Source organism: Steroidobacter gossypii, assembly GCF_016801985.1.
GTDB classification, from domain to species: domain Bacteria; phylum Pseudomonadota; class Gammaproteobacteria; order Steroidobacterales; family Steroidobacteraceae; genus Steroidobacter; species Steroidobacter gossypii.
In genome coordinates this window covers 320555-345360 of record NZ_JAEVLS010000005.1, presented here as the reverse complement: position 1 = coordinate 345360, position 24806 = coordinate 320555, and the positions used below count along the sequence as shown (strand labels likewise).

The 24806-nt window shown below is 61.5% G+C and carries 21 protein-coding genes; 9 read left to right on the top strand and 12 right to left on the bottom strand.

All coding sequences use genetic code 11. The features are described from left to right. Nucleotides 1–24 precede the first annotated feature (24 nt). Entirely contained in the window at nt 25–2274 is a 2250-nt protein-coding gene (locus JM946_RS21910; RefSeq protein WP_218043047.1) for a patatin-like phospholipase family protein, read from the top strand. 8 nt (nt 2275–2282) lie between these two features. Here JM946_RS21910 and JM946_RS21905 read toward each other — a convergent pair whose 3' ends face one another. Further along, on the bottom strand, nt 2283–2525 hold the full coding sequence (locus JM946_RS21905; protein ID WP_203169510.1) for a hypothetical protein: 243 nt from the start codon (nt 2523–2525) through the stop codon (nt 2283–2285). Between the two features lie 521 nt (nt 2526–3046). Between JM946_RS21905 and JM946_RS21900 the strand changes: the two genes are divergently transcribed. Then, a complete protein-coding gene (locus JM946_RS21900; protein ID WP_203169509.1) occupies nt 3047–3994 on the top strand; it encodes a helix-turn-helix domain-containing protein in 948 nt (315 codons plus the stop codon). 64 nt (nt 3995–4058) lie between these two features. Here JM946_RS21900 and JM946_RS21895 read toward each other — a convergent pair whose 3' ends face one another. Beyond that, nucleotides 4059–5069, bottom strand: a complete 1011-nt coding sequence (locus tag JM946_RS21895) for an NADP-dependent oxidoreductase (protein WP_203169508.1) — start codon at nt 5067–5069, stop codon at nt 4059–4061. Between the two features lie 231 nt (nt 5070–5300). On the opposite strand from JM946_RS21895, the gene JM946_RS21890 reads away from it, so the two are divergent. Then, nucleotides 5301–5792 (top strand): Rid family hydrolase, encoded by a 492-nt coding sequence (locus JM946_RS21890; RefSeq protein ID WP_203169507.1) that lies wholly within the window; start codon nt 5301–5303, stop codon nt 5790–5792. A gap of 35 nt (nt 5793–5827) precedes the next feature. Here the strand turns inward: JM946_RS21890 and JM946_RS21885 are convergent, their stop codons facing one another. Beyond that, on the bottom strand, nt 5828–8200 hold the full coding sequence (locus tag JM946_RS21885) for a DUF11 domain-containing protein (RefSeq protein WP_203169506.1): 2373 nt from the start codon (nt 8198–8200) through the stop codon (nt 5828–5830). Here JM946_RS21885 and JM946_RS21880 point away from each other — a divergent pair. The 3 genes from JM946_RS21880 to JM946_RS21870 all read left to right on the top strand — a co-directional run bounded on the left by JM946_RS21880 (nt 8199) and on the right by JM946_RS21870 (nt 9838). Beyond that, on the top strand, nt 8199–8435 hold the full coding sequence (locus JM946_RS21880; protein ID WP_203169505.1) for a hypothetical protein: 237 nt from the start codon (nt 8199–8201) through the stop codon (nt 8433–8435). The genes JM946_RS21885 and JM946_RS21880 overlap by 2 nt on opposite strands. A 24-nt stretch (nt 8436–8459) precedes the next feature. Continuing rightward, nucleotides 8460–9092, top strand: a complete 633-nt coding sequence (gene msrA, locus JM946_RS21875) for a peptide-methionine (S)-S-oxide reductase MsrA (protein ID WP_203169504.1) — start codon at nt 8460–8462, stop codon at nt 9090–9092. Nucleotides 9093–9154: 62 nt separating this feature from the next. Beyond that, nucleotides 9155–9838 (top strand): hypothetical protein, encoded by a 684-nt coding sequence (locus JM946_RS21870; protein WP_203169503.1) that lies wholly within the window; start codon nt 9155–9157, stop codon nt 9836–9838. 354 nt (nt 9839–10192) lie between these two features. Here the strand turns inward: JM946_RS21870 and JM946_RS21865 are convergent, their stop codons facing one another. The 7 genes from JM946_RS21865 to JM946_RS21835 form a co-directional block, all read right to left on the bottom strand. Beyond that, complete coding sequence (locus tag JM946_RS21865) at nt 10193–10999, bottom strand: sulfite exporter TauE/SafE family protein (RefSeq protein WP_230979935.1); 807 nt, start codon at nt 10997–10999, stop codon at nt 10193–10195. An 83-nt stretch (nt 11000–11082) separates the two neighbouring features. Next, nucleotides 11083–11286 (bottom strand): tyrosine-type recombinase/integrase, encoded by a 204-nt coding sequence (locus JM946_RS21860; RefSeq protein WP_203169860.1) that lies wholly within the window; start codon nt 11284–11286, stop codon nt 11083–11085. A 366-nt stretch (nt 11287–11652) separates the two neighbouring features. After that, entirely contained in the window at nt 11653–13254 is a 1602-nt protein-coding gene (locus JM946_RS21855; RefSeq protein WP_203169501.1) for an ATP-binding protein, read from the bottom strand. After that, nucleotides 13254–15176 carry a TonB-dependent receptor plug domain-containing protein gene (locus JM946_RS21850; protein ID WP_203169500.1) on the bottom strand — a complete coding sequence of 641 codons (1923 nt, stop codon included), beginning with the start codon at nt 15174–15176 and terminating at the stop codon, nt 13254–13256. Before JM946_RS21850 ends, JM946_RS21855 begins: the two co-directional genes overlap by 1 nt. Nucleotides 15177–15397: 221 nt before the next feature. Further along, nucleotides 15398–16129 carry a response regulator gene (locus JM946_RS21845; RefSeq protein WP_203169499.1) on the bottom strand — a complete coding sequence of 244 codons (732 nt, stop codon included), beginning with the start codon at nt 16127–16129 and terminating at the stop codon, nt 15398–15400. 714 nt (nt 16130–16843) lie between these two features. Then, nucleotides 16844–17329, bottom strand: coding sequence for a hypothetical protein (locus tag JM946_RS21840; protein WP_203169498.1), 486 nt, complete (start codon nt 17327–17329; stop codon nt 16844–16846). Between the two features lie 350 nt (nt 17330–17679). Further along, a complete protein-coding gene (locus JM946_RS21835) occupies nt 17680–19686 on the bottom strand; it encodes a hypothetical protein (RefSeq protein WP_203169497.1) in 2007 nt (668 codons plus the stop codon). A 398-nt stretch (nt 19687–20084) separates the two neighbouring features. On the opposite strand from JM946_RS21835, the gene JM946_RS21830 reads away from it, so the two are divergent. The 3 genes from JM946_RS21830 to JM946_RS21820 all read left to right on the top strand — a co-directional run bounded on the left by JM946_RS21830 (nt 20085) and on the right by JM946_RS21820 (nt 22712). After that, nucleotides 20085–20648, top strand: a complete 564-nt coding sequence (locus JM946_RS21830; RefSeq protein ID WP_203169496.1) for a hypothetical protein — start codon at nt 20085–20087, stop codon at nt 20646–20648. Between the two features lie 119 nt (nt 20649–20767). Then, nucleotides 20768–22111 (top strand): NADP-specific glutamate dehydrogenase, encoded by a 1344-nt coding sequence (gene gdhA, locus JM946_RS21825; protein ID WP_203169495.1) that lies wholly within the window; start codon nt 20768–20770, stop codon nt 22109–22111. A gap of 130 nt (nt 22112–22241) precedes the next feature. Further along, nucleotides 22242–22712 carry a hypothetical protein gene (locus JM946_RS21820; RefSeq protein WP_203169494.1) on the top strand — a complete coding sequence of 157 codons (471 nt, stop codon included), beginning with the start codon at nt 22242–22244 and terminating at the stop codon, nt 22710–22712. Between the two features lie 8 nt (nt 22713–22720). On the opposite strand, the gene JM946_RS21815 is transcribed toward JM946_RS21820, so the two are convergent. Together JM946_RS21815 and JM946_RS21810 are read right to left on the bottom strand one after the other, a co-directional pair. Then, nucleotides 22721–23353 carry a hypothetical protein gene (locus JM946_RS21815; RefSeq protein ID WP_203169493.1) on the bottom strand — a complete coding sequence of 211 codons (633 nt, stop codon included), beginning with the start codon at nt 23351–23353 and terminating at the stop codon, nt 22721–22723. A 19-nt stretch (nt 23354–23372) separates the two neighbouring features. Next, nucleotides 23373–23957 (bottom strand): hypothetical protein, encoded by a 585-nt coding sequence (locus JM946_RS21810; RefSeq protein WP_203169492.1) that lies wholly within the window; start codon nt 23955–23957, stop codon nt 23373–23375. Nucleotides 23958–24806: the final 849 nt, after the last annotated feature.

Sequence of the window (24806 nt, the reverse complement as noted above, 5' to 3'; positions counted from 1 at the left end):
CAAGCTCTGCCCTATACTTTCCGGATGAAGGCCCCACTCGCATGCCGCGCGCGGCGCTTCCCTGCGTCGTTGACCGCAATGTTCATCGCGCTGGTCCTCGGCGCGTCGTCGATATCAGCGTCGTTGGCTGCTAGCGCTGAACAGGCTCGCCCCCGTGTCGGCCTGGTCCTGAGTGGAGGAGGCGCGCGTGGCGCCGCGCACGTCGGCGTGTTGAAAGTGCTCGATGAGATGCGCATTCCCATCGACGCCATCGCCGGCACCAGCATGGGCGCGGTGGTCGGCGGGCTGTACGCCTCGGGTATGCCGGTGGCGGAGATCGAAAAGCTGCTGCGCTCGGTGAATTGGGAAGACGCGTTTCGCGATCGGCCGCCACGCGAGGAGCTCGGCTACCGTCGCAAGCAGGACGATAGGGAATTTCTGGTGCGTTATGCGTTGGGCTTGACCGACCAGGGCTTTGCGCTACCCCGCGGGCTCGTTCAGGGGCAGAAGCTGGAGCAGGTGCTGCGTGGCGCGTCGCTGCCGGTGGCGGCGATTTCGAATTTCGATCGCTTGCCCATCCCGTTTCGCGCGGTCGCGACGGACCTCGAGACCGGCGAGGCCGTGATCATGGATTCCGGCGATCTGGTCACGGCAATGCGCGCCAGCATGTCCGCGCCCGGTGTATTCGCGCCCGCCGAACGCGACGGCCGGCTGCTGGTGGATGGCGGGCTGGTGGAGAACCTGCCCGTAGAAATTGCGCGCTCGATGCAGGTCGACGTGCTGATCGTGGTCGATGTGAGTTTCCCGCTGTACGCCAGCGAAGATCTGAAATCGCCCATCGAAATCACCAACCAGGCGTTCGCCATCCTGATTCGCGGCCGCACACGCCAACAACGCGCGCTGCTCGGGCCGAGCGACATCATCATCGAGCCGCCGCTGGGTCGATTTCCCTCAGCGGACTTCGGGCGGGTGATGCAGGCAGTGCGCGCCGGCGAGGCCGGCGCGAGAGAGGAGATTCCATCGCTGAAAAGGCTGGCGCTCAGCGAAGAGGGTTATCTGCGATACCTCGCGACCCGCAATCCACGGGACAGCAGTCTGCCGACCGTCGAGTTCGTGCGCGCCGATCCGCGCTCGATGGAATATGACCCGCTGGTCAAGGCGACCATGAGCAACCTGATCGGCAAGGCCATGGATTCTGATCGCGTGCGCAAGCAGTTGCAGTCGCTGTATGCGCTGGATCGCTTCGAGTCCATCGATTACAACCTGATCGAAGAGGACGGCCGCGCCGGGCTCGAGCTGGACCTGCGGCGCAAGAGCTGGGGCCCGAATTACGTGCGGTTCGGCTTGAATCTCGAAGACAACTTCGAGGGCACCAGCCGCTACAACGCGGCGCTGCGCTTGATTTCCACCGAGTTGAACGGCCTCGGCGCCGAATGGCTCACCGACTTGCAGATCGGCGACAACCCCAAGGTGTTCACCGAGTTCTATCAGCCGCTGTCGCTGGCCAGCCGTTATTTCATCGCGCCCAGCATCGATTTCGAAGAGCGCAGCGTGTTCCAACTGCAAGGGCGCGACCTGCTCGCCGAGTATCGCGTGCGTACCTTGCAAGGCGGCCTGGACTTCGGGCGCGAGATTTCCAATTGGGGCGAAGTGCGGCTCGGCATGCGTCGTGGCACCGGTCGCGCTCGTGTGTTGATCGGCGATCCCACGCTGCCGGTGGACGAGTTCGATCGCGGCGGCTACTTCGCTCGCTTCTCCTACGACAAGCTGGACAGCATTTTCTTTCCACGCCACGGTCAGCAGTTCGAATTCCAGTGGCGGGGCGAGCGCTCCAACATCGGCTCGGAAGAAAATCTCGATGCGTTCGAAACGTCCTGGCTGGTGGCGCGCTCGTTCGATCGCCACACGTTGATCATGTGGCTGGAGGGCGGCACCACGGCCGACGCCGAGTTCGCGCGACCGGAGAATTTTTACTCGCTGGGTGGCTTCTTGCGGCTGTCCGGCTTGCCGCCGGGTTACCTGGCCGGGCCGCACTATGGCATCGGCCGGCTCATTTATCAGCGGCGCATCGGCCGCGGTGGCGAAGGAGTGTTGGACTTTCCCGCTTATGCGGGGCTGTCGTTCGAAGCAGGCAATACCTGGCTCGACAGCGGCGACGCCAGCTTCGGCGACCTGCGTAAGAACGCCAGCCTGTTCCTGGGCGTGGACTCACCGCTCGGGCCCGTCTATCTGGCGACGGGCTACGATCAGGAAGGGGAGAAGGCCTTTTACCTGTTCCTCGGCAGGACCTTCTAAGCCTCGACTCAGCGGTCGATCTTTTCGAATTCCAGCGTCGGGCGGTCGCCCGGGCGGAAGTAGATGTAGCGGCCGCTCATTTCCTTGAGCATGCGATCGCGCTCCTCGCGCGTGGCGTACCAATGCTCGCGCGTCCAGTCGCCGCCGACCAGGTTCTTGAACGGATCGGTGGAGCGCAATTTGACACGGATGCCGAACTGGCAGTCGCGCGGCACGGGGTGCGCAAGGTTGTGTTCGTGAGCAATGGGCATGATGCGTCTGGACAAATTCTAAACGGGCGCGATTTTACCCGCGCGACGCCGCTTGCGCCTAGCCGCATCTATCGCAACCGACGCTGGCTGAATTCTTTTTGCGCGCCGGTGTCTTTCCCGAGGCCCCTGACTCGTCTTTAGCCCGAAGCGGCCAGAAATGCGCCGCGCGTATCTGATCGTGGCGTTGCTGCAACGTTGAGCTCGCTGCCGGCATCAAGTCTTGCTGTGAACTGGCTTGACTGGATGCGCGGACCCGTCTCATTCATTGCGTAATTCACTCGACGCCTGACTGAAGTGACTGGCCAACTGCAACCTTTCACCGCATGCCGCAATCAGATCATCGTAAACCGCTTGTAGACGACGCCATTTGGCGCGGAAATGGTAACAACTCAACCGATTTCCAGGATGTGTCACGTTTTAGGGCGGGATCGCGACGAGCGCCCATCGGGCTCGGTCGCGGTTCCGGTGAAGCCGGTGTTGCCGCCGGTGTTGACTGCTAAGCAACGGGGAGGGGTAACGGGATGATTCTCCGTCGAACCCATGAGATGGTGAGTGGTGATCTCAGTGCGGCGTTGGCGCGACAGCCCAGCACCGAAAATACCGTGGTGAGCCTGCATACGCAGGTCGCCGATTACTCGCTGGACGGTGAGCGCTTTGCGCTGTTGAGCGCATGGGGCGGGCGTCAGGAAGTCACGCTGGACAACCGGCGCATTGCAGTCGACGACGACACCTGGTTACCGATCCCCGCAGGTCCGGCCACGGTCCGTATTCGCGGTTCCGAGCCGGTCAACGTGTTGACGGTGCTGTTTCGCCGGGGCATGCCGGAAGAAGTGCTCGGCGCATTGATCACGCCGGACGACCGTCTGCTGGACGAGGGGGAAGCGCAGGTCTCGGCCGCGCTGCCTTTCATCCCTCATCTGCAGACCCACGACCGGGGGGTCACGCCTGTGCTGCTGTTCATCCGCCGTCATTGCGAGATGGGCTTGAACGACCCGTTGTGGTTCGAGGAACAGTTTGCGTTCCTGCTGGAGCGCATGCTGGCCCGGCATCGGGATGTCTTGCAGCGGGCGCGCGGCGTGCCGGTGCGTCGTGCCGCCACACGTCGCGAGATCCTGCGTCGGGTGTCGCTGGCCACCGATTTCATTCACTCCAACTTCGACAAGCCGTTGATGCTGGGTGACATGGCTCGCGCCGCGTTCCTGTCGCGGCATCACTTCCTGCGATTGTTCAAGCACATTCACGAAGTGACGCCGCACGAGTATCTGCAGCGTAAGCGCACGACGGTCGCCGGTCGGTTGTTGCGTGGAAGTGAAATGGCGGTGGAAGACATCGTGAAGGTGGTCGGCTTCGACTCCCGCTCGACGCTGTTCCGCGCGTTACGTCGCTTCCATGGCGTGACTCCGCGCGAGTGCCGTCGCGCTGCCGACTCGCTGACCTTCATGGGAGGCGTAGGAGCGGCCGCCGCGTGATCCCAAAAGCTTGAAAGCTCCAGCAGGGTGTCCTGCTGGAGCTTTTTTTTGCCCGCTGCTCGCGTCAATCGACCACGACCACGATGATCTTGCCGCGAGCGTGGCCGCCCTCGCTCAACTCCAACGCCTTGGTCGCTTGCTCGAGCGGAAACCTGGCATCCAAGTTCATCTTCAATGTGCCCTGGTCGAACAGCTTGCCGAGTTCGGCGAGCTCCTCTCCAGGCTGTGCACGCGTCGCCGTGCTTGGACTGGGACAGCGCAGCTTTCGTTCGCTGCAGGCTTCGGCGGGCGGCCGCCCGACGATGGTCAACAGCGTGCCGCCCTGTCGCAACACCGCCGGCGACCGTTGCAGCGTCTCGCCGCCGACCGTGTCGAGCACCACGTCCACGTTCTTCACCACGTCCTCGAACCGAGTGGTGCGGTAGTCGATGACTTCGTCGGCGCCGAGCGCTTTGAGATATTCGTGATTGCGTTCCGATGCGGTAGTGATGACGTGCGCACCACGCCAGTGTGCCAGCTGGACTGCCGTGCTGCCTACGCCACCTGCGCCCCCGTGAATCAGAACGCGCTGACCCTGTTTGATATCGGCGTTCACGATCAACGTGCGCCAGGCCGCGAGCGACGCGGTTGGAATGCCCGCCGCTTCCTCGAAGCTCAGCTTGGCCGGCTTGGGGGCGACGTTCTCGACGGGAACATTCACGTACTCAGCGAACCCGCCGCCGTCTAGCACCGCGATCACGCTGTCGCCTACTTTCCAGCGCGTCACGCCCGGGCCCACCGAGCGAATGATTCCGGCCACATCGCGGCCGGGAATGTAGGGCAGGGTGACGGGCGAGGTTCGTTGCAGCCTTCCTGCCCGAATTTTCCAGTCGACCGGATTCACGCCGGCGGCGTGAATGCGAATCTGCACTTCTCCACTCGATGGCATCGGCACCGATGCTTCCCCGATACGCAGCACTTCCGAGCCGCCGTAGTCCGTCATGAGCAGCGCACGCATCTTCGTGGGCGACGACGCCAGCGCTCCGGGTGGCGCGAACAAAACAAACAAAAGGCTGAGTACCAGAGTGGGTTGCATGATGGCGTGGGTTTCCTGATGCGAAAACGGAGTGATCCGAACGTTTCATTGACGAGACGTTTCGGACCGCGAACCGGCGGGATTTCGCCGGCGTGCGCGACCAACCGTGCGCCGGGCGCGACGAACGCTGCAAGGAAAGCCGCAATGGATGACATAGCATGCCGGTCCTTTCCAGCGCCGTTTCATCCACTGAACAAAAGGGAGCTTGCAATGGTTCGAGCAACGATCGCAATGACTTTGTTAGCCGTGGGCGGGGCCCAGGCCGCCGAAACCCAGTGGCCCGTGGTGATTCCGGCGCCCCACGGTGCGGTGATTCTTGCCTCAGAGGGCGAGAAGTCGGGGTACGACGAGTACCGTTACGCCGCGGTCCGTCGCGTCGACAACATGCTCTATCTATCCGGCGTCGTGATCGGTCCCCGCGAGAACGAGAGTACCGACGTGGCCGCGTTCAAACTCCAGGTACGACGCGGCTTCGAACGCCTGAAAGCGAGCCTGGAAGCCTCCGGCGCGAGCTTCGCCGACGTGGTGATGGTCAACAGCTTCCACGACTGGGAGACGGCCAACTTCAAGGGCACCGTCGATGAACACTGGGACGCGTTCTACGAAGTGGCGGGTGAATATATCAAGGCGCCCTATCCAGCCTGGACGGCCGTGGGCACGTCCGCCTTGCTCGCGCGCCGTGGTGTGGTCGAGGTGCAGATGATTGCGCGTCTGCCGAAGTAAGCGTCATTCAGGAGCGCGGTGTCAGTATCCGCGCTTCACTTCGAGCGTCGCGCGTTTCGGCTGATGAGTCCGAGCGCGGCGAGCAGCAGCCACCCGATTGACCCTCCGCCGCCGCCGCCGCTGCTGCCACCGCCGCCATTGCTGCCGCCGCCGCTGCTGCCACCGCCCCCACCTTCGCCGCCGGTGTTGCCTCCGCCGCCCGGACCTGGCGCGGGCGGGTCGACTCGCTGCTGTGTCGGAATGGAAACAGAGTTGTTATCTGTCGCTGGATCTGTTTCGTGCGCGCTCACCGACGCAGTCAGCGACGAGCCCGCTGCGGAGGGCGTGAATGCCACTGTCACATCCGCCACCGAATCTTTTTGCAGAGCTCCGAGTTCGCACGTCGCCTGTTGATTCATAACGGCACAGCTCCCTTTGCTCGCTTGTACCGAGTACTCGCCATCGGCGGCTGGTAGTGTGGCCACGAAGCGCACGCGCGAAGCCGCATAGGGTCCGGCGTTTTGCACGCTCAGCAGGACTGATTGCTGTGTCTTCGCGGTGAGTATCGGTAAGCTGCTGCTAAGGCGCAGATCCGGCGCCACTTCTGTTTCATACAAACCGTCTGGAATGATGGCCGCGATGATCACGTTAGGGCGACTTGGCAACAGCGCCAGCGAAGAGCCGCGAGTGCCGTTTTCGAGCAACGGACGAAAGATGACTTCCCACGTCGTTCCTGCATCGACGGAGCGCAGCACGCGACCCTGTGCGCCATCGATCGCATGGACATTGCTGGGTACGATCGGATCGATCGCGATATCGACCACGCCGCCCGCCAGCTCCGTGTACGAATTCACCCAGGAACCGCCAGCGTTCACGCTCTTGAAGACGCCGGTGCCAGTGGCGGCGTACAGCACTGCGGGATTGCCCGGCTCGAACACCATCGAAAACACCGCCTGCGTTTCGATGCCGGTATTGGCCGGCGCCCAATGCTCGCCGCCGTCGGTGCTCTTGAACACGCCCATGAAGTCAAAGCGGCTGGCGGCGTACAAAACATTCGAGTCCGTCGGATCGATCAGCACCTCGCTGATGGAAGTCGCCGTCAAACCCGTGTTGATGGTCGCCCAGAACGCGCCACCGTCGGTCGTCTTGTGAATGCCCGAGGAATAGCTGGCCGCGTAGCCAATTTGCGGATCCTGTGGATCGAAGCTCAGCGAGTCTGCGTTGACCGAGGCGAGCTGAGTCCAAGTTACTCCGGCGTCGTCGGAACGACCGATACGTCCGTTGCGCGCCATGTACACGACATTCGCATCGCCGGGTACAGCTGTGATGGCGTAGTGCAACGGCCCCGGCTCGCGGACCGCTTGTGCCGAAGCGCGGGCCACACCGAGCCATTGTCCGGTCGCTGGATCGCGTCGGTACACCGCCTCCGCGTCATACCCCGGTGCGTAAATGAGATCGGAGCCGTCTTGCGCGACCACCAGGTTCAGGAACGTTGCTTCCTTGATGCCCGCGGTACTCTCGCTATAGGTGACGCCGCGGTCGAAGGTTCCCTGAATGCCTAGCTGGGAGCCGATCAGAAAGCGAGCTGTATCGCCGGGCTGAATGGCGATCACCGAACCGCTTTGGATCGGCAATCCACCGCCGCTGTTGATCCACATGAAGCCGCCGTCGAAGGTCCTGCTCACGTGGTTGCCTTGGAACAACGCCACCGCGACACCCGGCGTGTCGGGCGAGTACTCAATTTCATAGAAGCGCGGCAGGCCGATTTGCCGCCACGTGTCACCGTAATCGGCCGACTTGAACGGATATTCCACACTCGTCGCCAGCAACGCTCCTGGCGTCACCGGGGATGCGGTGAGTTCCCAATACGTTCCCGGGAGTGGCGCCCAGGTCGCGCCGCCATCGGTCGTTCGATACGACACCCGATCGGTGAACGTGGCGTAGGCCACGTTCGGATCCGCGGCATCGACTTGGATACCCGAGACCCGATTCACTGGCATCGTGCGCAAGCCATTGTTACGCGCTTCCCAGCTACCGCCTGCATCGGTGCTGCGAAAGATTTCGCCCGCATCGGTGCCTAACCATGCAACGCCGCCATCACGTGAAAACGCGATACTGGTCGGCGTGCCTCGCGGCGGACTGCGAGTGGGCGCGAAATCCCAAGTGTTGCCGCCGTCCGAGCTGCGAAAGATGTTCGACGAGATCATCAGCACCTGCTGCGGATTCGCCGGGTTGACGGCGATCGCTATCGGAGCGACGCCGTTGTGCGTGTGCGGATACGCAAATACGCGCCGCCAGCTCTGTGCATTGTCTTCGCTGCGATAGATGCCTCGCCCGGTGGCTGCGAGAACCACGCTGTCGCTGCTGCCGAGATACTCGAGGCTGTGTATCGAGCCTCCGTCGGGACCCACGCGCGTCCAGACATTCATGTCGGCGCTCGCTGTTTCAAATGCCAACAGCATTCCGAGCGCCACCCTGGCGCAGTTCCTGTTCAACATGGCGTTCCCGCTCGAGCCGATTATTGTTTACTGCCGCCGGTGGCCGGCGCTGTCACGCCGCCAACATAGCAGTGGCGCATACGCCGCGCGAGTGAAGTTCGGCATGGCCTTGTTTCGGGGCGCCCTGGCCGCATCTATACGGCTCCTCCCGTCCGATGCAACATAGCGTCCAGCCATTGCCGAGGTGCTTATGTATTCCTTCCGTAAAAAGGCCGTGATGCCCGACCCCGCCGACATCCTCCCGGGCCGCGCCACTCCCCTGACCGTCCCCGAAAAGCACTTCGTGAACGGCAACCGCATCGTCCCGCCGTTCCCGGCCGGCACCCGGCTGGCGCTATTCGGCCTGGGTTGCTTCTGGGGCGCCGAGCGCAAGTTCTGGCAACTGCCCGGCGTCTACAGCACCTCCGTCGGCTACGCCGCCGGCACCACTCCCAACCCCACCTATGAAGAAGTGTGCTCCGGCTACACCGGCCACAACGAGGTCGTCCGCGTCGTGTACGACCCCACCCAGGTCAGCTACGAGACCTTGCTGAAAACCTTCTGGGAAAACCACGACCCGACCCAGGGCATGCGTCAGGGCAACGACGTCGGCACTCAGTACCGCTCCGGCATCTATGTCCACGACGCCGAGCAGCGCGCTGCCGCTGAGAAGAGCCTGGCTGCTTATCAGGAGCGCTTGACGAAGGCCGGCTATGGCGAGATCACGACGGAGATTTTGGATGCGCCGGAGTTTTATTACGCGGAGGACTATCACCAGCAGTATCTGGCGAAGAATCCACAGGGATACTGCGGGATTGGAGGCTGCGGGGTTTCCTTCGGATAATACGCGCGGAAGCGCGTGCTGCGGATTTCTGCAGGTTTGTGCGGCATCAGTCTGCAAAAACCGTGGCTGAACCGACCGAATTCCTACTGGCTTTTCGGCTCGCGGGTAGTATCCGGCGAAGCAATCACGCCGAATCAACCGCAGGGGCGCTCAAAGACCAACGCATGGGCTGTCGATTGACGATTCCCGAAACAGATGGTGTTACCCGCATGCGAATTGAAACGAGCGCTGGCCTGGTTGAAGTCTTGAACGAGCCCACGTATCGCTTCGGCTCCACAGATAACGCTCGCTCCTACAGCTTCGCCAGGAATCTCGCGGACGAGTCGAGGCCGTCATCTATTCACGGTCTCATTCTCGATGGATCTCCGATTGCGGTCTTCGGTCGAGGCGGCGGCGCTTCCGGCGTACACGAACGTTCTCTTGTCTATGTCGAAGGCTTGCTGTACTTGGCGGTCGGCGATTGCGTGGTTTGCATTGACCCCAAGCCTTTCTCCTTCAAGTGGATGCTGCAGACAGATTCGGCTACGTGTTTCGGCGTCCATTTCGACGAGCGGCATCGCGCGCTCATTTCACATGGGGAGCTGGAGATCAGTCGATTCTCCAGTGATGGCAACCTGATGTGGTCCGTCTCAGGTGAAGATATCTTCACCGGTAGATTCTCTTTGCATCCGGAATACGTCGAAGCAATAGATTGGAACGACAGGGTTTATCGCTTCAGCTACGACAACGGCAATTTGTGCGCCTGAGCGAACGAGTGATCTGAGGCACGGCGATCGAGTCCCGACCGATTGACCCTGCGGCGCCCCGACTGAAATCCTACCGGCTGATCCTAAGAAGCGGCGTTCTCCATCGTATTTCCGCAGAGGTTCCAAGGCTCGCGCCGACTCTCACCAGCAATACCTCGCCAAAAATCCTCAAGGCTATTGCGGCATTGGAGGGTGCGGGGTTTCCTTTGAAATTCCGGAAGGAGCGTAGTGATCATTTGAGCTGCGGATTTGTGCGATAAAACCACGGTGGTTTCGGTGTGCAACCCGACTGATTTCCTACCCTGGGTTTCGGCTGCGGGATAGTATCCCGCGGAAAGCGTTGGTCGTGTTCGCTCATTTATGGCGCCAGACTTTGAAAGCCGAAATGAGCAGAATGGCGGAGAGCAAAGGCAAAAGGACATTGCTTGGAACGATACCAAGCAGCAGGCCGCCCACGAATGCACCGAATATGGAGCCTACGGCCATCGCAAGAACGAACCGTGGATACTTTGCGAGTGCCTTGAAGCTCTGATCTTTGCTGTAACGTGAAAATCCAACCAGCATCGTCGGTAAGCTGACAGCTAACGAAAGACTGCCTGCGACTTTGAGGTCAAGACCAAATAGCAGAACGAGAGTTGGGATGATTAGCTCGCCGCCGGCGACCCCGAGAAAAGATGCGACTACGCCAATAACAAACCCTGCAATCACTCCAAGCATTATTTGAGTTGTAGGCGCAAAGCTGGCGGCGTTCGATGGATGATCGTGAGCGACCAGTAGGACGAAGGCGATCCCGACCAGCATGGCGGCGATGACGTTGTACAGTGTTCTACTGTGTAGGCGTGTTGCTAAGTCGGCTCCGAACCATGCACCAATAAGACTTCCTGTCAGCAAGGTTGCCACCGCTGAGATGTGGTTCAGGACCGCGTCAATAGGAACAGCTCGGATGCGGAAAATTAGCGCGGCGACCACGACAACCAAGCTAGTCGCCTTATTGATGATTACGGCCTCCAGCGCGACGAAGCCGAACAACCCGATTAGAACAGGCAGGCGGAACTCTGCGCCGCCGAGGCCAATCAAGCCACCTAGTACGCCGATGGCTGCCCCAGCGAGCAATGCGGATACGAGGCCGCGAGGGGCTGCATCTAAGTCGCTTGTGTTCATCAATGGGAAACGCCGATCATCCCCCACTAGGGTAGCACGCTGTATCTGTTGGGCCGGTCGCGATGTGCTCCGCTGCTATGTAACTAGGCCGCCTTCTTCACCTTCCGGCGAGCAGCGTTCTGCTCGTTGAAGATTCGTACCGCTTCCGGTGACACGTCCGACGCTTCAAGATGGCCGTAGCGCATCATCGTCTTGATGTCGTTGTGGCTGAGCAATTCCTTGAGAGCCTTCAGCGTCATTCCGTTCTTCAACAGCTTCGTGGCGAACCCATGGCGGATGTGGTGCAGGGTGTGTGGATGCCCATGCTGTGGAGCACGCTGTGAAGGTACGTAGTATCGAAGTTGCGGTGCTTGTCACGCTTCCAGTTCGTGAAGACTCATCGAGGGTGCATCTTCATTCTGGAGCGACGTAGCAGCACGTCGTACACGTAATCGGTCATGTTGATGTACGACTAGGTGGTGACGACTGGGTGCTCGACTGGAAGTCGACTGAGGTGGTTTCCTTGGCCGGCGATGCAAAAACGTCAGGGCGCCCCCCTCCAGAAGCGCCTTGACGTGTCCCGTCTGAACCGATGCGTGACCGATAGAAGGGCTGCACATCATTCTGCGAGTCAGGGCTTTCGAAATCGAAGCGGGATCGGGCCGAGCCCGGTGCTACTGCACCCCGTCAGACACCGGTGCGATGTCCCTTGTGATCCAGCGCAACCTGAACAGCGCGCCGCCCAGAAAAGAATCCGCGACACTGATTTCCGCGTTCGTCCATTCGCAGATCCGTTGCACGATCGCGAGCCCCAGCCCGTGACCGCCGGATCCGCGCTGGCGGCTGTTGTCGATGCGATAGAACGGCTCGAAGATGGCCGCGCGCTGCTCGGCGGGGATGCCCGGTCCGTCGTCCTCCACCGTGAATGTCGTGTGCAGGGCGTCCTGGCGGATCACGACCTTGACCGTGGTGCGCGCATGACGCAAGGCATTGCGCACGATGTTCTTGAGCGCGCGCGCGACGAGTTTCGCATCCATATGAGCCCTTGCGTCTCCGGGATGCACTTCGCTGCTCAAGCGAACCTCGCCGGCGAACGGATGGGCATCGTCGATGATCTCCGCCAGCCAGCGGGCGAGATCGATCGTCTGCGGCGACAGCCGCCGTGCCGCGCCGGTCAAACGGGAATAAGTGAGCGACTCATCAACGAGCGCTTCGAGTTCATCGAGCGAATTGTGCATCGCTTGCAGATAACGCTCGCGGTCGCCGGGGACCGTCGTGCGTTCGAGCATTTCCACGCCGAAGCGCATGCGTGAAATCGGCGTCCGCAGTTCGTGCGAGACCGCATCGGTCATCTCCTTCTGGGCCCTGAGCAGCTCCTGCACGCGCTGCGCCATGCCGTTGAACGTCTCGGCCACACCACGGATCGCCGAGCGCGTAGCGACCTCCACTCGCGTATCGAGCTTGCCTTGTCCGATGGCCTGCGCGCCTCGCTCCAATGCCAGCATGTCTCGCCACAGCGGCCGCACCCAGAGGTACAGGGCGAAACCCACGGCGAGGGCAAAGGCGAGCAACATCCCGTATTCGAGGTTCCGCTCTAGAAAGTAGCGTGGAAACGGGCCGATCTGCAGCGCCCGATCCTCTCCAGGCAGCAACTTGTAGAAGCGCTCTTCCGGAAGATCGAAGTCAACCGCAATGATTTCGCCCGCGCGCACCCGGTTGCGATCGGTCTCTTCCGGAATGTCGCTCAGCGGCACGCTGCGGATCGGGTACTCGAACTGCTGTTCGACGGCTTGCAGCCAATCGATGCGCTGCTGCGGCGACGCGTCCGCAAGCTGCCGCTCGAGCAAGTAGTAGAAGCCCTGAATGCTGCGCGCGGCGTCTTCATCCTCCTGCTGGACGATGTAGACGCGAACGACGTAATCCGAGCCACGCAGCGGCAACAGCATGTACTTGATCTCGGCTCCTTCATCCAGCGCGGGCAGGCCTTGGCGCAGACGTTGCAGGTTGCGATCAGACCCCGCAATCTCAGCCAGCCTCAACAGCGTGACTTCGTAGCCGAAATGTCTGCGCACCTCCTCGATACGCTCCGGCCATTCGGTGACGGGCACGCCACGCAGCTCGAGCTCGAGCATGAACTGCGCGCCGAGCGCCGTCTGCTCGGCGCTGCGGACCAGCTCGGTCCGCAGGCCGTGATCCCACAACCAGGCGAAGCTCAGCGCCGACGCGACGGGTACGGCGACGATCACGACATACAGCGACAGCAGCAATCGGCGCATCAAAACGTGATCTTCACGCCGAACGAGGGAAAGAACGGCAAACCTTCTTCCTCTTCCAGGCGGTAGTTGGATGAACCCTCGGTCGCTTCGTATCTCACGGCACCGCCGTTCTTGCGAGCATAGGCGTTGATGATGTCCAGATAGTAGCTGCCTTCGACGCGGCCGTAGTCAAATGTGTGCTCGATGCGCAGGTCGAGGCGGTGATAGGGCTTGGCTCGTTCGCTGTTGAGCTCTCCGTAGACCGGCAGGTAATAGCCGGGGTAGTCGGGATTCGGCTTGTTGCCGATGATCGGCGAGTACGGCATGCCACTGCGCAGGTTCCAGCGCAGGCCTGCTTCCCAGCGCGAGCTGATGCGATAGTTCAGCACCAGGTTCGCGACGACGGGCACGTCGTAATCGAACGGAATCGATTCTCCCGTGAGCTCGTTGCGCCGCTCGGTCTTGGATGCGCTGACCGACAGCCAGCCGTACCAGCGCTCGCCCGCATCGCGATTCACCAGCAGCTCGGCGCCATACGCCTTGCCCGTCGCCGCATTCACATACATCGTGGGCTCCGGAACGTCCACCACGACGTTGCGCAGATCCTTGTAGTAGACATCGGCGGTGATCGACCACAGCTCGTCGGGCCGGATCGTGCCGCCGAACACATAGTGCATGGCCTCGGGCGATGCCAGCGTGGGATTGCCGAAGACCGGCACGATCTGCTCGATTTCCGGCAGCTGGTGATATCTGCCCCAGGAGGCGTGCAGCTCCAGCGCCGGACTGAGTTGCCAGCGAGCGGCGATGCGTGGCTCCGCGTGCGACTCGTCGAGGTACTCGTTGCGCGCGAAGTGGACGCCGCTCGTGAGCGTGACTCCGGGTGCGAGGGTCCAAATGTCTTCGACATACGCGTCCGCGGTTTCAATCTCCTGCTCATCGTCGAGCTCGGTCATCTCACCCTTGTCGGTCTCGCACTCCGGAGAGAAGCTGGTGCAGCTGCGATAGCGCAGCCGCAGTCCGTAGTCATGGGTGGAGCGGCGGTACTCCACGCCCGCACTCAGCGTGTGCGCGCTGGACAAGCGATAGTCGTACTGCGACCGGAACGTCCACTCGTCGGTGTCGATGTCGAGAAACTCGGCGCCGTTGCCTTGCTTGTTCAGCCGAGACTCGCCGAGATGGCCCAGCGCCGTCTGCAGGCGATGCGCGCCGCCGTCGAAAATCCAGCGCACCGCCTGGCTGCTAAATTCGCGATCGATCGACGCGCGGCCGACGGTTCCCGGGTCGAGCAACGCATCGTCCGAGCGGGCGCCGAACGTCGCTGCCGCCTCGTCGCGCGCGCCGATCGCGGACGCTTCGAGGCGATGCCGGGAGCCCAGGCGCCACAGATACTTCATCTGATAATCGTGATCCTTCGGAAACTGGTCGAAAGACAGGTCGTCCTCCTCGTCGGGCTCGTAGTCCGAGGCATCGAGCAGCTTGTCGATCACGCTGCTGCGCGCGGCAACGTAGAACGACTGATTCTTGCCTACGCCCCCCTCGATCATCGCGCCGGCTCGAAGGATGCTGGCATCGATCGTCGTCCTGAGCGGCTGAATGCGCGGGTCGCGCAAGCTGACGTCGAACACAGCGCCCGTGGCACGACCGTAGCGCGAGCCGAATCCCGCGGCCTTCAGCCCGAAATCCCGGATCAGGTTCTCGTTGAAGATGCTGTGGCCGAAATCGTGGAATATGTAGCTCGCCGGCAGGAAGTCGACGATGAACGCATTGTCTTGTGGGCCCGAGCCACGAACCGCGGGAGCGCCGCCTGCCTCGTCCGTGGCGACCACGCCCGGCAGGCTGTAGATGGCCTGCAGCGGGTCGCCGAACCCGCCGGGCACTTTGAGAAGCTTCATCGTTTGTTCGGTGGGCTCGCTGGTGCGAGTGATGCGCTTTGAAGTCACCATGACTTCCTCGAGCATCTCCTCTTGTGGCCCGGCGTACGTTGCAGAGGTTGCTGTTCCGAATGCCCATACACTCGCAATCACGGGTCTTGCTAGGCCGACCTGACGCATCTTCATCCTCGATCAATAGCCGCACGTGCGGCGAATGTGATCAGCGTAGGTCAGGATCGGGCCCGGCTCAGTGAGCTCTGCGTATCTGTCTGTAACGGTTTGTAACGAAACGGCTACCAGGCGTCCGGCACGAACAGGTAGCCTTTGCCGCGCACGGTCTTGATCCGCGTCGGCGGCGTCGTCGTGTCGCGCAGCTTGGCGCGCAGCCGTGAGATGCCGATATCGATCGAGCGGTCGAGCCCATCGTAGTCGATGCCACGCAGGCTCGCGAGAATCACGTCGCGACTGAGCACGGCGCCGGCGGCGCTGGCGAGCAGCCAAAGCAGGTCGAACTCGCCTGTAGTGAGATCGATGGACTCGCCGCTCAGCGTCACGCGGCGCGCCGCCTGGTCGATGCTGAACGCGCCGAACGACAAGCATCTCGGCTCCGTGCCGAGTGTGACGGAACTGTGACCGGCGCGCCGGAGCAGCGCGCGAATGCGCGCGAGCAGCAGGCGTGGCTCGACGGGCTTTGTGACGTAGTCGTCGGCGCCCAACTCGAGACTGATGATCTCGTCCACCTCATCGTCACGGGCCGTGAGCATGAGAATCGGCCCGGCATACCGGCCTCGCACATGACGGCACACCTCCATGCCGTTCAAACCGGGCAGCAGCACGTCCAGCACGACCAGATCCGGTGCGTCACGCAAAATGCGTTCGAGCCCGGTGTCACCGCGATGCTCGACATGCGCCTGGAATTCATGCTCCCGAAGGTAGTCGACGATCAGCGACGCGAGCTGCACATCGTCTTCGATGAGCAGGATGCGGGTAGGCTCGGGTGTGAGGCGGGCGGCGGAAGCGGACATGCAGTGGTCGCGCCGTAGGGGCGGCATCGATGGGCGGCGTAAGGGCGCCGTTTAAAGGCAAGCAGGCGGCGTAATCGTACACCACTGCGATCGACGCGATCGCATGGAAAGTAGAACTCGCGCATGAGAATCGTACTGCTTGCGTACTCGCAGGTCGACGGAGCAAACGTCCGTTCACGAGAGTGTCACAAATTTGCGTGTGTGAGCCGTTGCTGAAATCACAAGAGCCCGCCAGCGACGCCGTTGCGTTCTCCTACGACCTGAGATATCCGGGGCAGTACTACGATGCGGAAACGGGGCTGCACTACAAGTACCCCTCAGGGACTACGATCCGCAGGCGGGAAAGTATCTGCAGGGCGACAGATTGGACGAATGGGCAACCGTCCCTCGTACACCCCGGTACGGGGACGGAGCTGCAACCCTGGGTCGTGACGATCAACACGATCAGCCGTCCGGAGGGTCCCCTGCTGGGTCCGTGTATCTCACGTCAATCGGCGCCACATTTCGGATCGGACTCGCCCGGCGACGCGGAGCAGACATCCGTGTCCGACTCCGGGCCACCGGCTTTCTTAACTCATTACGGATTGGCGTTCGCGACCGCTTGAGCCATCGTCCAGGGGCCTGATCTGCGAACCGTCGCCCGTTCCAGTGGCGAAACCGTTCACCAATTTGTTCGCGCGTGCCAACAGCATTCGCTTCTGCCACTGGTACCTGTCAGAGAACGTTGAGGACTTCAGCGCGGTAATCCGGGATGCTTCGGCCATCGCCGAAGACATGGCTCGATTCGCCGGCTCGGAGGCCGAGCAAAGATCCGCCGTATCCGAAGTTTCCCGCGCCGATATGTATTTCATGTCCCTTGTAAGTGAGCCGGGTCTGCGGGACGCCAGTGACGATCAGGATCCAGGTTTCGGTGGACGGGAGTCCTGCAGGTTCAAAGCGTGCTTTGACCAGGGCGCCCTCGGAGATGGGTTCTTGCGGGCCGAGCGGGCGGAACTCTTCCGCCTGAACGTGATGCAGCTGATCTCGCAAATCTTGAATGCTCTTGTTCATGGATTCTTCATAGACGCGCCGATTCGATGTGGTTAGCGTCGGTCCTACTTGAGCAACCTGCGACGCGATTGTGTCGATCTTCTTTTCGAGCTCGCGAACGAGCGCGTCCTTGATGGCCTTTTTGTCGGCCGCCGTCAGTTCTTGCGCCAAGCCGGGTCTCCTTTGTGCTGGATGAGAAGTCAATCGAATTTGTCGGGCGCACGGGCGGCGGCATCGGACTGCGCGTCGCGTGCGCCGGCGGCCGACTGTTACGGCCACCGAAGCGTTCGACAGGACAGTGCTGGACACCTCCTCGACGCTTCATCGATTGTACAGCCCGCGCGGTGTTTGATGGACAGGAACATTCACCGCTGTCGATTGCGGCGCGCGCGTTATACGGTCGAGAGCTTCAAGAGACAGCGCCGTGGCCAAGCTGTACGAAGCCACGGCGGTGCGGAGCAGACGTCCCTGTCCGACTCCGCGCCGCCGTAACGTCAAAGACTCACACCGTCGTCATCCCATTACGGTGCAAGGATCAGCGGCACGGCAATGATCGCGTTGTCGCCGAATGTTTCGGCGGCTTGCCATTGCATCGTCACCGAAGAAGCGCCCGGCCGCTCTGAAATGCCGACCGCCACAAAACCCATGACGTCGTAGTCGCTCATGAGAATGCGCACGGTTTGTCCCGTGGCCGGTTGGATTTCGGTGTTGATCATCATGGCGAAGTCGACGACCAACTCGCCGATTGCGGACGGAACATTCACGCTGACCGTGGTTTGCTCGTTACTGTTGCCGCTGACAGCGGTGCCGACGCCGACGACCCCAGGGCGGGAAACCACCAGCAGCGCCTGGTTGACGATGCCGGTCGCGCTCGTCACCGAGACCGTCTGTTGGCCGGTGGGCGGGTTCAACAGGCTGTACAAATGTAGCGAGCCTTCACTTCGCAGCAGCGTCGGCGTCTGAGAGCCGTAGGTGATGGACGCCGGCACGGTGCCATCATTCTTCACGCCGATCAGCACGTGCCGATTCGCTCCAACAGCGACGTGTGGGACAGAGATCGTTTCGAAGAGTCCCGCGGCCTGGCTCGTTTGCACGCCGGTGGGCAACGCTCGAACGCCAATCTGATCCGACATGTCGGCGGTGATGAAACAACCCCGGTTGATGGAAGCCTCCGTGCCACCGTTCTGCAAATCCAGCACGTCGATGCCGGCGTTGCGCTCGTTGGAGGTGATCTGCAGCTTGCCGAAATCCGGACTGCCCCAGGTCGTGGACACGAGCAGCGGATCGCGAATGGCCGAGCTCAGGTCCCGGCCGGTGCGCTCCTGCAGCTCGCTCAAGGTTTCCCGCCCGATGGTGGGCGTCGCGTCGCCCACGTCGGAGTACGACACGTCGAGTTGATACGCAGTGTTGTGATCGCGAGACTGCACGGAACGATCGCCGCCGGAGTACGGGAACACATAGAACTTCGGTCCTGTGTGCAGGATGTTGTTGTGAATGCGCCAGGTCGCGACGTCCAGATTGCCCGAGGCATAGGCGTAAAGAAAACCATCTTCGTTGGTTTCGGAGACGATATTCAGCGCCGTGTTGTTGACGAGATAGACGCCTTTCACCGGACCAATTCCGGTGTGAGTGGTGCGAACGAACGAGTGACCGCCGTAGGCGAGGTTCTGCACGAACACGTTGGGCCCGTACGTCTCCGCGGTATCCGAAAGGTTGTAATGAAACAGATCCGGGCTCTGGCCGATCGCGCTCACGCGGCTCAGGTTGCGACGGAAGATCAATCCACCTTTCACCGGCCGCAGCGGGTTCGAACCCTTGATGTACACGGCGACGTTGACGTTGTCGAACGTGTTGTTCTCGAAAGTGATGTTGTGGCAAAAGCGCGTTGGATTGGAGAACAGGTTGATGGCTTTGCAGCCGTAACCTACGTCGCTCGGAGCGGTGTAGTTCGTGAACAGATTGTCCGCGATCTGGACGTCGAACAGGTCATCTGCCTGGCCGGGTTCGATGAACACGCCCGCCATGTTGGTCGGGACCGCGGCGTTCGGGCGCGTCGGATTGGTGTACTCGGACCATTGCGCCTGGCCGCGATCCAGATGGCAGTAGCACAGCTTCACATGCGGCTGGCTGATGATGATCGCGCCGCTGTCTTCACCGGGCACGGCGTCCGGCTCGTAGACATGAATGCCGTAAAGATAGTTGTACGGGGCATACAAGCCGATGACCGGATTGCCTGGCACGGTGCCGGGATGCGTGAATGTCGTGCGATTCGTGCTGTTCACCGCTGCATAGTTTTCGGCGACCCAGAGGATGGGCGCGCACGGCGTGCCAGGGCGATTGATCTGGAAACTTGCATCCATACGATTGCCGGTAGCGGCGCCCACAATGGTGCCAGCATTGAGCTGGATGACATCGCCTGGATTGGCGCTGGCCAGGGCTTGCGCCATGGTCCACGGGTTCGTCTGCGATCCATCGCCGGTGCCGGTTGCAGATCCGTCGACCCACTTGGTCGGGTTGAACAATGACATGACTACTCCTTTGCAAATCGCCGTGGACGGGGAAGGCCGCCGCGTGCGTTGGAAATAAACATTCGCCTCTTCCAGAGGGCGGCGAGCACCATCCGCTCGCTCGCTGGTCACTGGATGGAAATACAGTATCGGCGGCAGTGTGAGGGTGCAATACGACGCACGCGAAAATAAAAATAAAGTCGCTGAAATAGAAAACCAGACTTCGAATGTCCACTTTGATCGCTAGGGCTGGAACTTGGCCGAGAGTCTCGCGCCGGACCGCGACGCTGACTGACTTCCGGTTGCACAATCCGAGCCTTCGAGTAGTGGGATCTGACACTTCGCGGCGTGCGGTTGCCCGACCACAGTGAGGGCACCTAACGTTTGCAGCAGGTCAGACGCATACTGAAAGGAGTCCAATGCGCACCACGCTTATCGCTGTGACTTTGTTGTCCGCGTTCGGTCTGGAAACTGCCAGGGCGGGCGAAGATGAATGGCAGATTACGCCGCGAGGTTTTTCCGGCGACTTGGATATCAAGCGACCGTACACCGGCGTGAATGGCAGTCGCACCGATGCCGACCTGGCGGGCATCGGCTGCGGCATCGGCTATCTCACACCCGTAGGAATCGTCGCCGCGATCGGCGCCGACGGCGGCGCCGAGTTCGATCTGTTCGGCGCCTTCGACTCGTATAGCTTCGATCAGCAATTCGTCGCGGTCGGTTATCAGTTCGAGTTGGGGAACGGCTGGCGCTTCGTGCCCATGGTCGGTCGCACACGTTGGCGGCTGGAAAGCGAAGAAGGTCTGTTCCTCAATCCCGGACCGGAAGCAAGCGAGGTGGTCAGAGGATACGACTACTACTGGGAAGCAAGCGTGTCTCGGCGCATCTCTGAAGCCGTGGCGCTAGGCATCAGCTACAAACAGGGGGACTACAGGTTCGGCCAATCCCGCGCCACTGCCTTCATGGTCACCGTCGGCCTGTAGTCCGCAGGCTGGCAGCATCCGGGTCCTATTTCTATTTCCGCGCCGGGTTTGATATGTTCGCCGCCCCTTTCAACGGCGAGAGGGCGGCTCTCGCAACGTCGCGAGCGAACGTGGAGTGAATGGTGACCCCGAGCGAGCAGATCGAGCACATCTATCAGCAAGTGGTACGGCGCAATCCTGGCGAGGCAGAGTTCCACCAGGCCGTGCGCGAGGTTTTGGATTGTCTGGGCCCGGTGCTCGCCAAGCACCCGGAGTACGCCGAGCAGAAGATCATCGAACGCATTTGCGAGCCGGAGCGCCAGCTGATTTTCAGGGTGCCCTGGCAGGACGATCGTGGCGTCGTGCAGATCGCGCGTGGCTTTCGCGTGCAATTCAACAGCGCGCTCGGTCCGTACAAAGGCGGCCTGCGTTTTCATCCTTCGGTGTATCTCGGAATCATCAAATTCCTGGGCTTCGAGCAGATCTTCAAGAACGCGCTCACCGGGCTGCCGATCGGCGGCGCCAAGGGCGGTTCGGATTTCGATCCGAAAGGACGCTCGGACAACGAGATCATGCGTTTCTGCCAGAGCTTCATGACGGCGCTGTCGCCGCATCTCGGCGAATACACCGATGTACCGGCGGGCGACATCGGAGTCGGCGCACGCGAGATCGGCTATCTGTTCGGTCAATACAAGCGCATCACCAATCGCTATGAATCGGGCGTGCTGACCGGCAAGAGCCCGGAGTGGGGCGGTGCGCTGGTGCGCCGTGAAGCCACCGGCTATGGCACGGTCTATTTCGTTGAAGAGATGCTCAAAGCGCGCGGCGATGGCATCGAAGGCAAGCGCTGCACCGTCTCCGGCTCCGGCAACGTGGCGATCTACGCGATCGAGAAACTTCAACAGCTCGGAGCAAAGGTCATCGCCTGCTCGGACTCCAACGGCGTCGTTCACGACCCGCGCGGCATCGACCTGAACCTGTTGAAGCAATTGAAAGAGGTCGAGCGGCGCAGGCTCAGCGAATACACCGCGCACCGCGATGCCGACTACATTCCGGGCGGAGTGATCTGGGACATCCCCTGCCAGGTGGCGCTGCCTTGCGCGACTCAGAACGAACTGGACGAAGCGTCAGCGAAAACGCTGGTCCGTAACGGCTGTATCGCCGTCGGCGAAGGCGCGAACATGCCGACCACGCCGGGCGGCGTGCGCACGTTCATCGGTGCGGGCGTGGCCTACGGTCCGGGCAAGGCTGCCAATGCGGGTGGTGTCGCGACCTCGGCGCTGGAAATGCAGCAGAATGCGAGCCGCGATGCGTGGACGTTCGAGTACACCGAGAGTCGCCTGCACGAGATCATGAAGAACATCCATCTCGATTGCTTCGAAACGGCGCAAGAGTTCGGCAGCCCTGGCAACTATTTGATCGGTGCGAACATCGTCGGCTTCCGGCGTGTCGCCCAAGCCATGCTGGCCTTCGGCGTCATTTGAAGTAGTGCAAACCAGAGTCATCGGGCTCGAGTTCGGAGCCCGAAGGCAGGGGGACTTTCTCGCTCGATACATTTAGAGTAAGCGCATAGAGAACGACAAGCCGCCGGCAGCACGGCAAGGCAGGGACAAGATGTCGAAACTCATCGCCGCTGGGGTCAGCATCCTCGGTCTTTTGCTCGCATCTTCGGCACGGGCGAGCGATGCGCCCTGTACGCCGCCCGTAGCCTCGGCCGAGAGCGCGAGCGTTTGCGTTTATAACGCGGGCAAGATGCCCGCGTTCGGCGGGTTCAAGGTGGTCGTGAACGGTACGGTGGCAGGCAAGCTTGTGAAGAAGCAGCCTTGGGTGCTGGTGAACGTCCGACCCGGCGCCAATGTCGTGGGTATCGATATCGGCAATGCGCCGCATGTGCGGCAGAAGGTGGAAACCGTCGCCGGGCAGGTGACGTACTTGCGCTATGTCTCCTCAACCAGCATCAGAGTCGGTTTCTTCGACACGTCGAGCGAGGCGCAGGCGCTGCTACAGGAGGTGACCGCAAGCGACGCGCTCGCCGATTTCGATCAGCTGCGCGGCAAACGACATTCCAAACGCAGCCGGACGTGAGGAGCGCGCTACTTCTTTTTCTTATCCCACTGTGATCCTTTCAGGGTCACGATCAGGGTGCCGGCATCCACATAGTTCACCAGCTGCTTGGACTCGGTTCCCGACATCCAGTAACCGGTGGCGATATACGTTGTCTGCATGCCCATCGAGCTGCGCGACTCGCCGCGCCCGAGCGCCTCGGGATCGGGATACAGCACCAGATAACGCTCTTCGGCATTCTCCTGGTTCATGAAAACATCGATGGACAACGAGTCGCCGCGGCTCTTGACGTCGGCAAGCCCAAGGCTGCGACGATGCGCCTTCGCGGCATCGAGCGCGTCTACGCGCGGCGCCAATACAGTTCCGCCGAGCAGGCTCTGAATGTTCACCACGTAAGGCTCGACGAACGGCGGCAGCTCGACCAGAACGGCCGGCAGATTGATGCCGTCGCTGGTGACCAGGCATTCGCTCTTTTTGCCGAGGACGAACTTGCCTTTCTTTTTCTTGACGTGTTCTTCGAGCGAGACGACCTTCAGTTCGGCGGTGCTGGCCGCGCATACGCGCGGCTCTTCCTTCTTGCCAGCATGCGAGGCATGACTCGCCAGACATGCAGCTACCGCCAGAGCGACAGTGCGAACCAGGGAGCGTTCCAATGCAGCCACGGTGATGCCCCCCGAAACGTTACTGGAACTGCTTGGCCAGTTCGTTGGTCACCGCCCGCACTGCCTGCTGGATTCCCGCGGTCACCCGCTGCGGGTCAGCCTTCATCGCGTCTCGATCCTTGAATCGATACTCTTCTGCCGGCTGTACGACGATCGCCTTGGAGCCCGCCAGGGCGTTGTAATGCACCTGATCCTGGAACAGCGTCGCACGGTCGCTGAGGCGCACCAGTTTCGCCGTCATATGGATCGTCGGGACGTAATCGGTGGTCGCCCCGGCCGACATGTACCCGAAGTACGTCAAGAACACGTCAAGGCAAGCATCGGCATCCGGCGTCGCCGCCGGGCAGCTGGTCAGGAACTTCAGCTGCTCCTTCTCGGGCCGCTCGCCGGAGGCGGCGTTGATGGGCAGCGAGATTTCCGAGAACGACAGGGCCAGCGAATCCTGCAGGTCCTTGCGATAGTCGTAGTTGGACTGGGCGAAGATCTCCTGCAGCTCCTTGCTGGCGGCGGCCGCGCGGCTCTCTTCGATGGCCGCGCCGATCAAGCCGAAATTCGCGCCGACGGAGGCAAGGATGCGCACGGCAGGCTTCTCGGGGATGCCCATGGGCGCGAGACTGACCGACTTAACGTTGCTTTCGGCCTTGTTATAAGCAGTGGTCTGAAAGGTTTGGCACGCTGACAACAGCAATGCGGACGCCAGGAAAGCCAGAACCCGAAAAACGCGAGCCATGCGAACACCTCCCAGTGTTACGGGACAATCTGCTTATGTCTTGTGATATCTGCCGCGCTTGTCTTAATCGTTGGCGCCCGGCATCGACAGATACAGTCTCGCGCACATCATGCAAAATTTGCAACTACCCGGACTGGAAGATCACAAAATTTTCTGCGCGGCCTGCATCCGTCCGCACGGATCAGGCCGGCTCTGTTCTTATCCGACCAGTAGAGGTCACATTCGATAGCTCATCTGCCCGCTCTCGTTGCTCCATGCATGAGCAGGCGAGCGGCATGGGCGTGCGCATCCTCATGCGCCGATTTCGAGGATGAGGATGGATTGGCGCTGCTTGCACCTGTCGTCAGCGCACCGCTGAGCAGGGCAGCCGCATGCTGGTGCGCGTCGCCTGCAGTTGGCGATGAGTTCGATCGCATCTGCGTACCCGCGCTTGACGACGTTCGCACCCCGCTTAGCAAAGCAGAGGCCTGCGCCTGCGCGTCCGGTGACCGAGTGGAAGTGGTGGTTGCGGCCGCAGGACCGCTGGCGATTGCGGCCGCCGCCACAAACATCGATATGGAAAGTAAACGTGATTTCATCAGTCGCCCCTTACCCGAAGTGGTTTGGAGAACGCGCGGCGCAAAAGGCGCCGCCGTTCGATGGGAGGGCAGACTAGGGGGCGACCGCCGGCGTAGCCAATCGATTGTCCAATGGCGGCCGATCGCTAACGTCTATGGAGAACAG

Bases quoted from the DNA above. Each gene is read 5' to 3' on its own strand.
- msrA (WP_203169504.1), top strand. From the start codon at position 8,460: ATGTATTCCTTCCGTAAAAAGGCCGTGATGCCCGACCCCGCCGACATC.
- JM946_RS21820 (WP_203169494.1), top strand. From the start codon at position 22,242: ATGTCGAAACTCATCGCCGCTGGGGTCAGCATCCTCGGTCTTTTGCTC.
- JM946_RS21885 (WP_203169506.1), bottom strand. From the start codon at position 8,200: ATGAATGTCTGGACGCGCGTGGGTCCCGACGGAGGCTCGATACACAGC.
- JM946_RS21850 (WP_203169500.1), bottom strand. From the start codon at position 15,176: ATGGTGACTTCAAAGCGCATCACTCGCACCAGCGAGCCCACCGAACAA.
- JM946_RS21895 (WP_203169508.1), bottom strand. From the start codon at position 5,069: ATGCAACCCACTCTGGTACTCAGCCTTTTGTTTGTTTTGTTCGCGCCA.
- gdhA (WP_203169495.1), top strand. From the start codon at position 20,768: ATGGTGACCCCGAGCGAGCAGATCGAGCACATCTATCAGCAAGTGGTA.
- JM946_RS21830 (WP_203169496.1), top strand. From the start codon at position 20,085: ATGCGCACCACGCTTATCGCTGTGACTTTGTTGTCCGCGTTCGGTCTG.
- JM946_RS21845 (WP_203169499.1), bottom strand. From the start codon at position 16,129: ATGTCCGCTTCCGCCGCCCGCCTCACACCCGAGCCTACCCGCATCCTG.
- JM946_RS21865 (WP_230979935.1), bottom strand. From the start codon at position 10,999: ATGAACACAAGCGACTTAGATGCAGCCCCTCGCGGCCTCGTATCCGCA.
- JM946_RS21855 (WP_203169501.1), bottom strand. From the start codon at position 13,254: ATGCGCCGATTGCTGCTGTCGCTGTATGTCGTGATCGTCGCCGTACCC.
- JM946_RS21835 (WP_203169497.1), bottom strand. From the start codon at position 19,686: ATGTCATTGTTCAACCCGACCAAGTGGGTCGACGGATCTGCAACCGGC.
- JM946_RS21880 (WP_203169505.1), top strand. From the start codon at position 8,199: ATGTCGGCGCTCGCTGTTTCAAATGCCAACAGCATTCCGAGCGCCACC.
- JM946_RS21810 (WP_203169492.1), bottom strand. From the start codon at position 23,957: ATGGGCATCCCCGAGAAGCCTGCCGTGCGCATCCTTGCCTCCGTCGGC.
- JM946_RS21910 (WP_218043047.1), top strand. From the start codon at position 25: ATGAAGGCCCCACTCGCATGCCGCGCGCGGCGCTTCCCTGCGTCGTTG.
- JM946_RS21900 (WP_203169509.1), top strand. From the start codon at position 3,047: ATGATTCTCCGTCGAACCCATGAGATGGTGAGTGGTGATCTCAGTGCG.
- JM946_RS21905 (WP_203169510.1), bottom strand. From the start codon at position 2,525: ATGCCCATTGCTCACGAACACAACCTTGCGCACCCCGTGCCGCGCGAC.
- JM946_RS21890 (WP_203169507.1), top strand. From the start codon at position 5,301: ATGACTTTGTTAGCCGTGGGCGGGGCCCAGGCCGCCGAAACCCAGTGG.